The organism is Bdellovibrio bacteriovorus (assembly GCF_048286975.1).
GTDB classification, from domain to species: domain Bacteria; phylum Bdellovibrionota; class Bdellovibrionia; order Bdellovibrionales; family Bdellovibrionaceae; genus Bdellovibrio; species Bdellovibrio bacteriovorus_H.
In genome coordinates, this window is sequence record NZ_JBLVRT010000004.1 from 202,560 (window position 1) to 216,257 (window position 13,698).

At 50.6% G+C, this 13,698-nt stretch carries 14 protein-coding genes; 11 read left to right on the forward strand and 3 right to left on the reverse strand.

All coding sequences use genetic code 11. The features are described 5' to 3' along the window. Window positions 1-139 precede the first annotated feature (139 nt). Genes ACNQKP_RS13860 through ACNQKP_RS13895 form a run of 8 tightly spaced genes read left to right on the forward strand, consistent with a single transcriptional unit; the run spans window position 140 to window position 8,144 of the window. The gene (locus ACNQKP_RS13860; RefSeq protein ID WP_038451994.1) at window positions 140-1,114 is read left to right on the forward strand and encodes an AAA family ATPase; all 975 of its coding nucleotides are present in this window, start codon (window positions 140-142) and stop codon (window positions 1,112-1,114) included. Then, a complete protein-coding gene (locus ACNQKP_RS13865) occupies window positions 1,114-1,983 on the forward strand; it encodes a DUF58 domain-containing protein (protein WP_015091833.1) in 870 nt (289 codons plus the stop codon). Before ACNQKP_RS13860 ends, ACNQKP_RS13865 begins: the two co-directional genes overlap by 1 nt. Further along, window positions 1,983-2,882: a hypothetical protein gene (locus ACNQKP_RS13870; protein ID WP_417865271.1), complete on the forward strand. Its 900-nt coding sequence runs from the start codon at window positions 1,983-1,985 to the stop codon at window positions 2,880-2,882. The genes ACNQKP_RS13865 and ACNQKP_RS13870 overlap by 1 nt, the downstream gene beginning before the upstream one ends. Continuing rightward, the gene (locus ACNQKP_RS13875) at window positions 2,879-3,889 is read left to right on the forward strand and encodes a vWA domain-containing protein (RefSeq protein ID WP_417865273.1); all 1,011 of its coding nucleotides are present in this window, start codon (window positions 2,879-2,881) and stop codon (window positions 3,887-3,889) included. Before ACNQKP_RS13870 ends, ACNQKP_RS13875 begins: the two co-directional genes overlap by 4 nt. Further along, window positions 3,889-4,953, forward strand: a complete 1,065-nt coding sequence (locus ACNQKP_RS13880; protein WP_015091830.1) for a vWA domain-containing protein — start codon at window positions 3,889-3,891, stop codon at window positions 4,951-4,953. The genes ACNQKP_RS13875 and ACNQKP_RS13880 overlap by 1 nt, the downstream gene beginning before the upstream one ends. Beyond that, window positions 4,950-5,687 (forward strand): tetratricopeptide repeat protein, encoded by a 738-nt coding sequence (locus tag ACNQKP_RS13885; RefSeq protein WP_417865275.1) that lies wholly within the window; start codon window positions 4,950-4,952, stop codon window positions 5,685-5,687. The genes ACNQKP_RS13880 and ACNQKP_RS13885 overlap by 4 nt, the downstream gene beginning before the upstream one ends. Continuing rightward, window positions 5,671-7,656: a BatD family protein gene (locus ACNQKP_RS13890; RefSeq protein ID WP_417865277.1), complete on the forward strand. Its 1,986-nt coding sequence runs from the start codon at window positions 5,671-5,673 to the stop codon at window positions 7,654-7,656. The genes ACNQKP_RS13885 and ACNQKP_RS13890 overlap by 17 nt, the downstream gene beginning before the upstream one ends. Before the next feature lie 2 nt (window positions 7,657-7,658). Further along, window positions 7,659-8,144 carry a hypothetical protein gene (locus tag ACNQKP_RS13895; protein WP_417865279.1) on the forward strand — a complete coding sequence of 162 codons (486 nt, stop codon included), beginning with the start codon at window positions 7,659-7,661 and terminating at the stop codon, window positions 8,142-8,144. A 100-nt stretch (window positions 8,145-8,244) separates the two neighbouring features. On the opposite strand, the gene ACNQKP_RS13900 is transcribed toward ACNQKP_RS13895, so the two are convergent. Continuing rightward, window positions 8,245-8,775: a hypothetical protein gene (locus ACNQKP_RS13900; protein WP_374033664.1), complete on the reverse strand. Its 531-nt coding sequence runs from the start codon at window positions 8,773-8,775 to the stop codon at window positions 8,245-8,247. Window positions 8,776-8,904: 129 nt separating this feature from the next. On the opposite strand from ACNQKP_RS13900, the gene ACNQKP_RS13905 reads away from it, so the two are divergent. Next, on the forward strand, window positions 8,905-9,177 hold the full coding sequence (locus ACNQKP_RS13905; protein ID WP_041577875.1) for a peptide methionine sulfoxide reductase: 273 nt from the start codon (window positions 8,905-8,907) through the stop codon (window positions 9,175-9,177). Here ACNQKP_RS13905 and ACNQKP_RS13910 read toward each other — a convergent pair. Continuing rightward, window positions 9,174-10,130, reverse strand: a complete 957-nt coding sequence (locus tag ACNQKP_RS13910) for a hypothetical protein (RefSeq protein ID WP_417865281.1) — start codon at window positions 10,128-10,130, stop codon at window positions 9,174-9,176. The genes ACNQKP_RS13905 and ACNQKP_RS13910 overlap by 4 nt on opposite strands. A 93-nt stretch (window positions 10,131-10,223) precedes the next feature. Here ACNQKP_RS13910 and ACNQKP_RS13915 point away from each other — a divergent pair, with 93 nt between their 5' ends. After that, window positions 10,224-10,547 carry a hypothetical protein gene (locus tag ACNQKP_RS13915; protein WP_417865283.1) on the forward strand — a complete coding sequence of 108 codons (324 nt, stop codon included), beginning with the start codon at window positions 10,224-10,226 and terminating at the stop codon, window positions 10,545-10,547. 3 nt (window positions 10,548-10,550) lie between these two features. Here ACNQKP_RS13915 and ACNQKP_RS13920 read toward each other — a convergent pair whose 3' ends face one another. Beyond that, window positions 10,551-11,267, reverse strand: a complete 717-nt coding sequence (locus ACNQKP_RS13920; protein WP_417865285.1) for an NAD-dependent deacylase — start codon at window positions 11,265-11,267, stop codon at window positions 10,551-10,553. Window positions 11,268-11,389: 122 nt separating this feature from the next. On the opposite strand from ACNQKP_RS13920, the gene ACNQKP_RS13925 reads away from it, so the two are divergent. After that, window positions 11,390-13,648 (forward strand): aconitate hydratase, encoded by a 2,259-nt coding sequence (locus tag ACNQKP_RS13925; RefSeq protein ID WP_417865287.1) that lies wholly within the window; start codon window positions 11,390-11,392, stop codon window positions 13,646-13,648. Window positions 13,649-13,698 lie beyond the last annotated feature (50 nt).

Consider the following 13,698-nt stretch of genomic DNA (forward strand, 5'->3'; position numbering starts at 1 on the left):
ACCAGACCCTTGGCAAGCACAGGAACGGCGCATAGTTTTTCGTCGGGATTTCACTCTAAGCTTGCGAAGATTCAGAGCAAATTGTGAAATAGAGAGGTTCATCTACTCTGGAGGCAAGAACGTGAGTGAAGTCGATATCATGGCCCTGAATGCCGCAATCAAGCAAGAGAGCCAATTCATTGATAAAATGATGGCTGAAATCAACAAGGTTGTCGTTGGGCAAAAGGAAATGGTGGAGGGCATCATGATGGGCCTTCTGACCGGCGGCCACATCCTGCTGGAAGGTGTGCCTGGCTTGGCGAAGACGCTGACCATCGCGACGGTTTCCAAATCCATTTCATTGGATTTCCAACGCATCCAGTTTACGCCGGATCTTCTGCCAACGGACTTGATTGGTACCATGATCTTCAATCCCAAATCCGGTGAATTTGCTCCGCGCAAAGGACCTATCTTCACGAACATCGTTCTGGCGGATGAGATCAACCGTGCTCCGGCGAAAGTGCAATCAGCACTGCTTGAAGCCATGGCGGAAAAACAAGTCACCATCGGGGATGAGTCTTACAAACTTTCCAGTCCCTTCCTGGTTCTGGCGACTCAGAATCCGTTGGAACAAGAAGGTACATATCCGCTTCCGGAAGCCCAGATGGACCGTTTCATGTTCAAGATCAACGTCGTTTACCCAGGTAAGGGCGAAGAGCTTGAAATCCTCAACCGCATGGGCACGAACGAAAAACCGGAAGTGCAGCCGGTGATTTCAAAAGAAGACCTTTTGCGTGCGGCTCACCGTGCGGATCAGATCTATGTTGATAACAAAATCAAAAACTACATCGTGGAATTGATCATGGCCTCCCGTAAGCCGGGTGAATACGGTTTGAGCCGTATTGCGAACCTGATCAACGTGGGTGGTTCCCCGCGTGCGACGATCAGCTTGTATCGTGCGGCGAAAGCTCACGCGTTCTTGCGGGGTCGCGGTTATGTGACTGCCGAAGACGTGAAAGCCATTGCGTACCACGTTCTGCGCCATCGTCTGATTCTGACGTACGAAGCCGAAGCTGAAAACATCAGAACCGATGACATCATCAAAGAAATCCTAAGTCAGGTCGAGGTGCCATAGTGAGCTTGCCTCCTGAGGTCTTAAAGAAAGTCAAACTGCTCGAGATCAACACAAGAAGACTTGTGAACAATCTCTTTGCTGGTGAATACCACACGGCCTTCAAAGGGCAGGGGATGACTTTTGCAGATTTCAGGGAGTACGTTCCGGGCGATGATGTTCGTTCGATTTCCTGGCCGCTGACCGCGCGCACGGGAAAGCCGTACATCAAAACCTTCGAGGAAGAGCGTGAACTGACCCTGATTCTGGCCGTGGACGTCAGTGGTTCCAGTGATTTTGGAACCGGGCCCTATTTTAAGGGCGAAGTCATGACCCACATGGCAGCCCTCTTGGCGTTTTCTGCGGTGAAGAACAACGACCAGATTGGTTTGTTGCTTTTCAGTGATCAGGTTGAACACTTTGTTCCGCCGAAAAAGGGGCGGGGTCACGTGCACCGTCTGCTGCGGGATTTGTTCTATTATAAACCAAAAAGCCATCGCACGAAGCTTTCTTCCGGGTTCTCTTATTTGCAGGGGATTTTGAAGAAACGCGCGACGGTGTTTGTATTCAGTGACTTTATGGATCAGGGCTTTGAACAGTCCTTGCGTTTGCTGGGAAGAAAGCATGACGTCGTGGCCTGCGTGGTCAACGATGCGGCCGAGTATTCTTTGCCTTCCATGGGTGTGATCGAAGTGCAAGATGCCGAGACCGGGGAGATCGTCACCGTGGACACGTCTTCGCAATCGTTCCGCGCCCAGTATGAAGAGGCCGTGGCCAAACGCAAAGACGCCCGGGATCGTCTGCTTCGCCTGGCTCAGGTGGAGCGTGTGGATGTGAAGTCCAGCGAGGATTATGTAAATCCTTTGGTGGCCTTCTTTAAGAAGAGAAGATAATGGCTTTAATTCAGTGTAAGGCAGAAATTCCCGCAGTCGAGGGACTGAAAGACAACGAGCTCACCGTCGGGCGCGAGTTTCTTTTGGTGTGTGACGGGGAATTCCCGCGCGATCTTCAGCAGGAAAAACTTCATTTTGTTCTGAAGCCTGAGCAGAAGTACCAGATCAAGCTTCTGGGTTTTGAATTCCGCTCGCCCACGTTGGCTGATATCAAGGCCACCGCGTACACGGCTGGCAATATTCCCTTTGAAAACCTGCAGCTGAGTGACGGTGTGCAGACGCTGGATCTGGGGCCGATTCAATACGGGGTGACTTCCGTGTTGCCGCCTCCGCCGCAAAATCCGGGTGAACAGCCCGTGAAACAAGAACCTTATGGTCCGATTGGGCCTGCCAGCATCGGTGTGCCGATGCTTTATTGGGGAATTTTAGCGGCATTCCTGGGTGTGATTGCTTTGATTGCGATCACCAAGATTTATCGCGTGATTCAAAGACGCAATATGCTGGAACGCCTGCGTGAACATGACTCGGCTTTAACGCCGCTGTCTGAATTCCATCAGAACTATCGCCGTCTTCAACGTGCCAATCCGGTCTTCTTTGGCAAAGACGCCAAAAAAGAAGAAATCGAGCAGGTGCTGGTTGAAACCAATAAGATGTTTAAGCTTTTCCTGACCCGCCAGTTCCGCGTGCCGGCATTGGAGTGGAGCGAGCGTTTGGTGATCAAGGATATCAAGAAATACCATCGCAACGTCTATGTGGAAGCGGGCGAAGGCCTGCTGAAGCTGTTCCATGAATATCAGCACGCGTTCGCGGATAAGCAGAACCTTTCCAGCAGCGACGTTTTGAATCTGGCCACCCACTGCCGCACTCTGGTAGAGAAAATGGAAAGGGTGTCCTCATGACCTATCATTCGTTGTGGGCCCTGTGGTTCCTGCTGCCGCTGGTTTTGATTCTTATCTGGAACTTCTGGAAAAGAAAAAAGAAGACGCCGACTTTGCAGTTTGGCTCGGTTGAGCTGCTAAAATCCGTGGCGCCGACCTTGCGCACGCGTTTGATGCACCTGCCGGTGATTCTAAAATCCCTGGCTTTGGTGTTTGCGATTGTCGCGTTGGCGCGCCCGCAGGAAATGAACACCAAGATCCGCAAGAATGTGGAAGGTATCGACATCGTCATCTGTCTGGACGTTTCTGATTCAATGTTGATTGAAGACATGAAGCCTTTGAACCGTCTGGAAGCCGCGAAAGAAACCATCGCCAAGTTCATCAGCGCGCGTACTTCCGATCGTATTGGCCTGGTGGTGTTTGCCGGTGAATCTTTCACCATGGTACCACCTACGCTGGATTATCAGATGATCTTGCAGCGGGTGAATGAGATCTCCAGTGCTTCCAGCGCAAAAATCAAAGATGGTACGGCTTTGGGTGTGGCGATGGCCAATGCGGCCGGCCGCTTGAAAGATTCCCAAGCCCGCAGCCGTGTCATGATCTTTATGACGGACGGGGAGAACAACTCGGGCACGATTGATCCTGAAACGGGTCTTGAAATCGCCAAGGGTTACGGCATCAAGGTTTATTCCATCGGTATTGGTAAAGACGGTCCGACGCGCATCCCGGTTTATTCCCGCGACATCTTCGGCCAGAGGGTAAAAACCTATCAGCCATTTGAAAGCACCGTGAACGAGGATCTTTTGGGTCGTATGGCTTCCGACACCGGCGGTAAATACTATCGCGCGACCAATGAAGGGGCCTTGCAACGGGTCTTTAATGACATCGACACTTTGGAAAAAACCAAGATCGATGTGAACAAGTTCACGAACTACACTGAAAAATTTCCGCCCTTCCTGATTTGGGCTTTGGTTCTTTATTTGGCCGGACTGCTTTTGGGCCGTTCCTGGTTAAGGAGGGTGCCATAATGTTCCGCTTTGAAAACCTTGCGGCATTTAATTATTTGTGGCTGATCCCGGTGATTATCATCGTGGGCTTTGTCTTTGATCGCATGTCGCGAAAAAAGATGGAAGCCGCCATTGGTTCAAGACTGTATCCGTTCCTTTCAAGTTCTGTATCGCGCAAGAAGCGTTCAATCAAAACCACTTTGCAGGTTTTGGCCGTGCTTTGTTTTGTACTGGCTTTGGCACGCCCACAAATGGGTGAATCCCAACAGGAAGTCAAAAGTGAAGGGGTTGAGATCATCTTCGCCGTCGACGTTTCTGAAAGTATGATGGCCGAAGACGTGAAACCTTCGCGCTTGGCGCAAGCCAAAGCCGAACTGAGCCGTCTGGTGGATCTGATGCCGGGAAATAAAGTGGGCATCGTGGCCTTTGCCGGATCGGCGGCGTTGTTGTCGCCCCTGACAAATGATCCGGGCGCGATCAAAATGTATCTGGAATCCCTGGAGCCAAGCTCTGTGTCCTCGCAAGGAACAAACTTCACGGAAGCTTTGAAGATCTCCAAAGAAGCTTTCGAGCGCGGTGGGGTTTCCACCGATGAAACCGTGAAGGTAACCCGCGTGATCCTGATTGCCTCTGACGGGGAAGACCACGAGCAGGGCGCATTGGATGAAGCCAAAAAAATGGCTGGTGAAGGCGTCAGAATCTTCTCGCTGGCTTACGGGACGGAAAAAGGCGGCGCTATTCCGGTTCGTGACGGCATGGGCTTCTTAAAAGGTTATAAAAAAGACCGTCAGGGTCAGACCATTCTGACCACCGTGAAAGGCGATGCCTTGCGCGCGCTGGCTGAAGCCGGTCAGGGCAGCTTCTATTTCGCCACTTTTGGGGGCGAGCAGACCAAGTTGCTGGTGGAAGACATCAGCAAGCTTGAAAAAGCCCAGTTCGACACGACTATGGCCACCCAGTACGAAGAACGCTTCCAGACAGTTCTGATGTTGGGAATTATCATCGCGCTTCTAGAACTGTTCCTGGGTGAACGCAGAAACTCTTTCCTGTTCTGGAAAGGTCGCTACGAGGTGCCTCCAGCATGAAACACTTGGTTGGTGCATCCATAATCGCAGTTGCTTTGACAGGGTGTGGGCCGGGCAGGCCTCATCTTAAAACTCTGGAGCTGAATCGTGAGGGGAACAAAGCCCTGACGGCGCAGACTTATCCGGGGGCTATGGAAAAGTATCTTGAAGGGCTTCGTTATGATCCCTTTGTCAGTCAGCTTCATTTGAATTTGGGTTTGAGCTTTGAAGGTCTGCAGCAGGCGGAAAAAGCACTGCAGTCTTATCGTGAAGCCGAGAAGCTGGCCTTGGCTGACAAGAACTTTGAGCTGGTGTTTATGGCGCGCTTTAATCAGGCGCAGCTTTTAGGCAAAGCTAAACAAGTGGACGAAGCCTTGGCGGTTTACCAAAAGGCGCTGGAGATCATTCCTTCTTCCAAAGAAGTGAAAACCAACATCGAGCTTCTGACCCAACAACAGCAGGGGCAGGGCGGTGGTGAAGGCAAGCAAGATCAGCCGCAAAACGGTGATAAGAATCAGCAGAATCAAAATCAGGATGGTAAAGATCCTAAAGAAGGCGACAAGGATCAGGAACAAAAAGAGGGCAAAACCCCTCAACAGTCCCAAAAGTACAAGCCTCGTCCGTTCAACGGGAAAGAGCTGACTGAAGGGGACGTGAAAAAGATCCTGGGCGAATTGAAACAGCAGGAAGAAAAAATCCGTGCTGAATACAATCGCAAAGATGTGAAGGAGCAGCCTCGTGACAAAGACTGGTAATTTCCTGTTCTTTCTAAGTTTTATTTTCTTCGGGCTTTTTGCCCATGCCGCGGGCACCACGGTGCAGGCCACAGTGGACCGCACCGAGATGGGCCTTGGCGATACGTTCACTTTGACCGTGGCCGTGACATCCAGTGAGGATGTCGATATCCAGGACCCGCGTTTGCCGGATCTGGATGGCTTTGATCTTTTGAACAACTGGCAAAGCAATGCCGTTGCTCAGAAGCTGGTGAACACACCTTCCGGGATGCAGTTTCAGACCCAACGCCGCAAGGAATTCCACTATCAGCTCAGCCCCAAGAAAACGGGCACTCTTAGCGTTGGTTCTTATGAGGTCGTGATCGGTGGCAAGGTCCACCGCACACAACCCATCGTGATCAAAGTCGGCCAGGAAAGCATGGGCGGGGGAAAACCACCGAAGCGTCCGTCGATGGCTCCTCCGGGTTTTGATGATCCGTTTGAATCCATGGATCAGGCCGAACAAGAGATCTTTGATCAGTTGTTGCGTCAGCGCCAAAGACTTTTACAACAGCAAATGCAGGGACAGCAGCAGCAAGAAGACTTTGGTGGCTATCCGAATACGACGGGCTTGCCGGAAGCTGCCTTCCGCAGTTTGCCGACGAATCCCAACGAAGCCTTTTTCATTTCTGTTGAAGTCGACAAGACCGAGGTCTTTGAAGGCGAGCAGGTGACAGTCAACTGGTACATCTACACCCGTGGTCAGATGGAAACCCTGGATCGTCTTAAGTTCCCAAGTCTGAAAGGCTACTGGAAAGAGATCATCGAAGAAGTTCCCTCCATCCAGTTCACCGAAGAAATCGTGAACGGCACCCCTTGGAAAAAGGCGCTGCTGGCGTCCCACGCTCTGTTCCCGATCAAACCGGGGACGGCGACCATTGATGAATACAAAATCAAGTCCCGCGTGCGCCTGCCGACCCAAGGTTTTGGATTCTATGGCAAGCCGTATGAGTACACGAAAAGTTCTGCGGCAGTTCCAGTCAAAGTAAAACCGTTGCCATTGGAAGGGCGTCCTTCTGACTTTACCGGAGCGGTGGGGCAGTTTGAGCTGCATGCGTCTGTGGAAAATCCGCAGGTTTTGGTGAATCAGCCGTTCAGTCTGAAAATCCGCTTTGAGGGTGCCGGCAATGCGAAGATGATTGATCTTCCGGCTTTGAATCTGCCAACGGGCCTTGAGCAGTACGACAGCAAGTCGGAATCCAAGTTCTTTAAAAACGGGCGCAGCTACAAAGAATTTGAAGTGCTGGTGATTCCTCGTCAGGAAGGCCAGATGGTTCTGCCGGGCTTGAGTGTCAGCATGTTTGATCCTCAGACCAAGAAGTACTACACGCGCACCACTCAACCGATCAACCTGACTGTTTCCAACAATCCAAATGCGCCGGTGGGTTCTTCTTCACGCATGGCGGATGCCGGTAAAAAAGCGGATGCTCCGAAGGTGGTCGAAAACCGTCTGCCAGATCCTTTGATGCAGTGGCAGCCAGCAGCCGAAGCCAGCGTCCTTTATCGTCCATGGTTGTGGGCGGTTTTATATTCTGTTGCTTCTTTGTTGTTGCTGGTTAGAGCTCAACGTGAATTCGGCTGGGGCCGACGTCGCCGTACTTTGAAAGAGCTTGTTCAAAAACGCTTCAAAGTTGTCGACACGGCTTTGGGTAAAACCGACTACCGTAAAGTGGGTGTGGAAATGACCAACACCTTCTACACAGTTCTGGGTGAAGTGTCCGGCACAGGTGGGGCGGCGATGGAAATTGAACGTCTGCTGGAAGTGATTCCGCCAAGTATTCGCCGTGACCACGGTGATGATATTGCAAAAAGTTTTGAGTTCTTCCAGACCTTGAGTTTTGCCCCGGAAGAGATGCTGGGCAAAATGAAAGAAAAAGAAACCATGAAATCCCAGGTGGATCATGCTAAAAAAGTTCTGAACGCGGTGGTATCCGCGGTCGAGGAGAAATAGAAATGAAATCTTTGATTGTGACTTCACTGACCCTTATGGCTTTGCACGCAGGGGCGCAGACGCCTCCGGCAGATCCAGTACCTGGCTCTGAAACACCAGAGCAAATGCCTTCAGAAAACATCACTTTGACAGCTCCTCAGGGCGAAGCCAAAGTCGATCTGAAGTCCGCTCACCACACCAACAAAGACGTTGTGATCGGTGAACTTAAAAAATGTCATGACCAGACGGTTGCTGAAGCCAAAGCGGCCAATCAGCCGATTCCGGTGGGTAAAGTGGTTGTGGATTTCAGTTTTGATTCTGAAGGCACAGTGACGAACTTCCAGTTCAAGGAAAACCGCATTCGTCCAGCCTCTGAAGCTTTGAACTCTTGTATTGAAAATTCCATTCGTCAGGCGAAGTTCGAAAAACTGCAAAGTCAAAGAGCGGGGAAAGTCGTGAGTCTCTTCTATCCGTACATTTTTGAAGTTCAGAAGACCAAAAAGAAGTAACCCTTGATGGGGAAATCAGCTCGGCATGGCGCAATCAGCCATCGCTACGGAGGCGGATTGCGTTAATAAAAAACCGGATTTTCATCCGGTTTTTTGTTTTTTATCGTTTAAAGAACGGAAGCGGTTCGTACTTTTTATGACGTTGGGAGGGTGTCTTGCCACTTCCGTCCGCCGAGGCGGTTCCGATATAAAGCAATTCGGCTCCGTCTTTTTGTTCCGCCTTGAAGATTGAATAAGTTTTGTCTCCCACGTTCGGTGCCTTGTACTCGTCACACAAGTATCCAGAGACGACTTTTTTCTCGCCACGTTTCCAGTCAGTGTAGTCGCAGTATCTCACCATATTCAAAGCCTCGGCCACCTCTTCCGTCAGAGGAGTGTAAGAGGATTCCGACACAGTCATATCCACGTCAGTCCCGGCAGTGACGGTGTTGTACTGGATCTCAAACGTCAGATACGGCTGTTTGCACGCATCTTCTTCATAAGCCACATGAGTCATGATCCACTGGCTGTCTGAAACCTGCAGATGGGTCGTCAGCGCGTCGCCTTCGTCAATGTAGCAAGGACGTTCATAAAGAGCCGCTTGCGGAGCCGCCCATACCAATTGTGTCAGCAGTAAAAATAGATGCATCATAACCCTAGACTATCGAACAGAGATTCGTTGCCAACAAAAATCAAGGTCGCTGGTGCAGAATGGCAGAACAAAAGACCTTGGGCTCCCTTGAACGCGGGGGGATAATCAGAGGCAAAGAAGGAGGCAGTTATGACGACTCCCGATTTTTCGCCATTTCGTCACATGAATGATATTGAGGGCCTTGAACCCGAAGGCATCTTTGTCGACGCCAAAACCGGAGAGCCTATTCTGCTTCGGGCGGACAACGACTATTGGGTGAATCCGTTCGCATTGAAATTCATCCCGGTCCGCGATCTTTCTCAAAACGGTTATCAGGATTACGTCGAGCTTTTTGAAACCGACGAAGAAGAAGCCGAACGGGAAGCCGGCGGCGCCAAAGAAGCCGGGGCTCCGGGGTACTAAGGCGTCTTCCTTTTTGGACTTCCCGGGAATTGGCCGGAGGCAACGGTGATACTGGCTTTTTTGCCTTTATATTTTGCCAGATGGCCTCTTAGCTTGATTTTGTTTTGGTTATGTTGCCTTGCTCGCGTCACTGTCTGAGTATGGCGAAGTGTAACGGCGCGATTTCGAGCGCTTTCCATGGCTCGTTTTTTCTTGTCTAAGTATGCGCTAAGCAGATTTTTAACTTGCTCATGGCCGATCTTTTTCGATCTCAAATCGACGATGAAGCTGTTCAAAACCCAGTTTTTTTCTTTAACTGACTTTTCGAGTACGCGTGCAAAAAACTCACTAAATGACTTCTGGTGGTACAGATCCAAATCAAAGAGGTCATACGCGATGAGAGCTTCTAAATACTCCTCTTTTCGGTTGAAGAAATAAAGCTCCAGTCTGTCAGTTGGAGTGTTGGTAATCCTCATTTTAACGAGCTCATTGTAAAGCCCCGCGCAGTAAGTCCATCGTCGGCCAAAGATGGCGTCCAAACTCCAGTAAACAGCGATCGGAGCCATAGTGATTGTTAAGAATCCTTGAGTTAAGTTTCTAGTGGAACCATTGACAGCGGTAAATGTGTCCCGGATGAGGCGAGCCGTCGTAGTAAAATCGAATCCTGAAAGAACAAGTGAGCAAAAGAAAATCAGCAGGGATCCCAAAATGAACGTGATCCAAATTGCCCTGATCAGCTCCTGACTGCGGCGTGAAAAGATTCGACTTACAAAGTTGAAGTCGCAGAAAAGGAACCGGGTGAACGGGTTCTCTTTCTTCAGCAAGATAAGGTCATCCGAGTTAATGGAGGGCTCTCGATATTGGTCCATAGACCAACGTATCGGATAAACAACAGCCGGATTAACGCCGTTCATAACTTTGTAACCAAAAAGAAGTTGTCTGTTTTGTTTTGATACGCTGCGGGGCGGTTTCATTGAGTTTTCATTGAATGAGAAGGCTCGGGGCACTCTTGCTCTTTAGGTCTATGTCCTTTAAGCATGGGACCGTTTTCCTAAGGAGGAATCAAAATGCGTATTCTTTTGGCGACTTTGACTTTGTTGGCATCTTCTGCGGCTTTTGCCGGTAACCTTTGCACGAAATGGGAGCACAGCGACCGTTATACAGCGGCGATCAAGGTTGTGGCGGCTCAAGAGGACTTCTCTTACGACGAGCTTTGCACTTTCGCGAGAATCCTGGACATTGAAGCTCAACCGTCCCGCGTGATCACACCAAAAGGCGACGTGATTCCTCACGTGCGCATCCAGCTTCACATGGCTTATGAAAGCTGCCTGTACATGGTTCGTGACTCTGACAAAGTGATCACTTCCCAACGCTGCTATTCTGGCTGGTAAGTTCTAGGTTCCTTCCTGAAGGAACTCTGCAATAAACCGAGGAACCTCCGTGGAGGCCGGGCCGACAAAGTGCTCGTCAAACGCGGGGGAGATCTCGGTGTCTTTGAGATTGATTTCTATTTTCTTCGCTTTCCAGGCCAGACGCACAAAGCCCGCCGCCGGATAGACATTCCCGCTGGTTCCAATCGAGATAAAATAATCAGCCTTGTCCAGGGCCTCATAGATTTCCTCCATGTGGTGGGGCATTTCACCAAACCAGACGATATCAGGGCGAACGCCGCCTTTGCGCCCACAATGAGGGCAGGGTTCATCCACCGCCAGATCCAGCAGCCACTCAAAATGCTCGTCACAATGCAGGCAAAACACGCGATCAAGGCGCCCGTGCATGTGCAGCAGATTCTTTGAACCTGCGCGTCGGTGAAGGTTGTCGACGTTTTGGGTGACCAGCAGGAAGTTTCCCTCCCATAGGTTTTCCAGTTCGACCAGGGCCTGATGGGCTGGGTTCGGGGCGAGGTTGGGCTCTTTCAGTTGAGCTCTTCTCAGGTTGTAAAAGCGCTGAACCAAAGCCGGGTTTCGAGCAAAAGCTTCAGGAGTTGCCACATCCTCGATGCGGTGATCTTCCCACAGGCCGTTCTGGTCCCGGAACGTGCGAATTCCGCTCTCGGCCGAGATACCGGCGCCAGTGAGGATGACGATGTTCTTAAATAGCCTTAAGTCCATTATGCCTCGCGCAATTCAGGCCATGGGGACGGTCCCGAGAATGAATCCCAGCCCCGCATTTTGTTTGAGATTTCAACTGATTTTCATTAGGATGGGGCGTTCTTAAACGAAAGGCAATTACAATGGCTTCGAAAATCGAAACTACACCGGATATGGTGCAGAACGTTTACAAGAAGACAGCTGAAAGACTGGCTGTTGTTCGCAATCGCTTGAACCGCCCTTTGACATTGGCGGAGAAAATTTTGTTCGGTCACTTGGACGATCCACAAAACCAGGAATTGGTTCGTGGCGAAAGTTTCTTGTTGTTGAGACCAGACCGCGTGGCGATGCAAGATGCGACAGCGCAAATGGCTTTGTTGCAATTCATGCTTGCAGGTAAAGACGAAGCAGCTGTTCCTTCCACAGTTCACTGCGATCACTTGATCCAGGCTTACAAAGGTGCGGGCGCAGATATGACTGTTGCCAATGCAACCAACAAAGAAGTTTATGACTTCCTGGCAACAGCTTCTTCCCGTTACAACATCGGCTTCTGGAAACCAGGCGCTGGTATCATTCACCAAGTCATCCTTGAAAACTACGCGTTCCCAGGCGGCTTGATGATCGGTACAGATTCCCACACTCCGAACGCGGGTGGTTTGGGTATGTGTGCTGTGGGCGTTGGTGGTTCTGATGCTTCTGACGTGATGGTGGGTCTGCCTTGGGAAGTTAAAAATCCTAAGCTGATCGGTGTTCACCTGAAAGGCAAACTGGGCGGTTGGGCGTCTGCAAAAGACGTGATCCTGAAGCTGTGCGGAATGCTGACTGTAAAAGGTGGTACGGATAAAGTTGTCGAGTACTTCGGTGAAGGCACGTCCTCCATCTCTTGTACTGGTAAAGCAACTATCACCAACATGGGTGCTGAGCTGGGTGCAACCTGCTCTGTATTCCCATACGACGAGCGCATGGGCGCTTACCTGAAATCCACAGGTCGTGATCAATTGGCGTCCATCGCTGACGGTCACAAAGACATCCTGTCTGCAGACGCGGACGTTGTGGCAAACCCAGGCAAATACTTCGACGAAGTTTACGAAATCGACTTGTCTGCTTTGGAACCACACCTGGTGGGCCCTCATACTCCAGACTTGGCTCGTCCGATCTCTGCACTTAAAAAAGAAGTGGCTGAGAAAGGTTACACAGTTAAGATTTCCTCTGCTTTGATCGGTTCCTGCACGAATTCTTCTTACGAAGATATCGGTCGCGCGGCGTTCGTGGCGAAACAAGCTATGGAAGTGGGCGTGAAAATGACGTCTCCGTTCCTGGTTTCCCCGGGCTCCACTCAGATCCAGAACACGATTGAGCGTGACGGCCAGATGGCAACGTTCAATGAAGTGGGCGCGACAGTGTTGGCGAACGCTTGCGGTCCTTGCATCGGTCAGTGGAAACGCGACGACATCAAGTCTGGCGAGAAAAACACGATCGTAACTTCCTTCAACCGTAACTTCCGTGCGCGTAACGATGCGAACCCAGAAACTCTGGCGTTCATCGCTTCTCCGGAAATCGTTATGGCGTTGGGTCTTGCGGGTCGTTTGGACTTCAACCCGGCGACTGACGAGCTGGAAGGACCAAAAGGCAAAATCAAACTTCAGGCGCCAGTGGCTCCAGAGTTGCCGGCTAAAGGCTTCATCGCCGACACTGAAGGCTATCAGAAACCAGCAGGTGCAACCGCTCAAGTGGCAGTGAATCCTTCTTCTGATCGTTTGCAGCTTCTTTCTCCATTCACTAAATGGGATGGCAAAGACTTCGTTGATCAATTGGTTCTTGCGAAAGCAAAAGGCAAGTGCACGACGGATCATATCTCTCCGGGTGGTAAATGGTTGAACTACCGTGGTCACTTGGACAACATCTCCAACAACATGTTGTTGGGTGCGGATAACGCGTTCACAGGTGAAATCGGCAAAGGTAAAAACCAACTGACTGGTGAAACAGCAGAATTCGCTCAGGTGGCACGTGCTTACCAAAAAGCGGGTAAAGGCTGGGTTATCATCGGTGACGAAAACTACGGTGAAGGTTCTTCCCGTGAACACGCGGCAATGTGCCCAAGACACTTGGGTGCTTCTGCAGTTATCACGAAATCCTTCGCTCGTATCCACGAGACGAATTTGAAAAAACAAGGTGTGCTGGCTTTGACTTTCGTTAATCCAAAAGATTACGACAAAGTTCAGGAAGCAGACCGTGTTTCCCTGGTTGATCTGAAAGATCTGGCTCCAGGCAAAAACGTGAAAATGAACATCAAACACGCTGATGGCTCTGCTGAGACTATCGAGCTGAAACACACTTACAACGCTGAACAGTTGAAATGGTTCCGCGCAGGAAGTGCGTTGAATCTGATCCGCGGCCTGTAATCAGTCGCTGACAGTTTCAAAAACAAAACCCCTGGTGTCTGACATCAGGG

What these genes read in the sequence shown, in the direction of transcription:
- ACNQKP_RS13920 (WP_417865285.1), bottom strand. Translation starts at nt 11,267, where the DNA reads ATGGACTTAAGGCTATTTAAGAACATCGTCATCCTCACTGGCGCCGGT.
- ACNQKP_RS13870 (WP_417865271.1), top strand. Translation starts at nt 1,983, where the DNA reads ATGGCTTTAATTCAGTGTAAGGCAGAAATTCCCGCAGTCGAGGGACTG.
- ACNQKP_RS13905 (WP_041577875.1), top strand. Translation starts at nt 8,905, where the DNA reads ATGACGACTCCCGATTTTTCGCCATTTCGTCACATGAATGATATTGAG.
- ACNQKP_RS13880 (WP_015091830.1), top strand. Translation starts at nt 3,889, where the DNA reads ATGTTCCGCTTTGAAAACCTTGCGGCATTTAATTATTTGTGGCTGATC.
- ACNQKP_RS13910 (WP_417865281.1), bottom strand. Translation starts at nt 10,130, where the DNA reads ATGAAACCGCCCCGCAGCGTATCAAAACAAAACAGACAACTTCTTTTT.
- ACNQKP_RS13895 (WP_417865279.1), top strand. Translation starts at nt 7,659, where the DNA reads ATGAAATCTTTGATTGTGACTTCACTGACCCTTATGGCTTTGCACGCA.
- ACNQKP_RS13885 (WP_417865275.1), top strand. Translation starts at nt 4,950, where the DNA reads ATGAAACACTTGGTTGGTGCATCCATAATCGCAGTTGCTTTGACAGGG.
- ACNQKP_RS13915 (WP_417865283.1), top strand. Translation starts at nt 10,224, where the DNA reads ATGCGTATTCTTTTGGCGACTTTGACTTTGTTGGCATCTTCTGCGGCT.
- ACNQKP_RS13925 (WP_417865287.1), top strand. Translation starts at nt 11,390, where the DNA reads ATGGCTTCGAAAATCGAAACTACACCGGATATGGTGCAGAACGTTTAC.
- ACNQKP_RS13875 (WP_417865273.1), top strand. Translation starts at nt 2,879, where the DNA reads ATGACCTATCATTCGTTGTGGGCCCTGTGGTTCCTGCTGCCGCTGGTT.
- ACNQKP_RS13900 (WP_374033664.1), bottom strand. Translation starts at nt 8,775, where the DNA reads ATGATGCATCTATTTTTACTGCTGACACAATTGGTATGGGCGGCTCCG.
- ACNQKP_RS13860 (WP_038451994.1), top strand. Translation starts at nt 140, where the DNA reads ATGGCCCTGAATGCCGCAATCAAGCAAGAGAGCCAATTCATTGATAAA.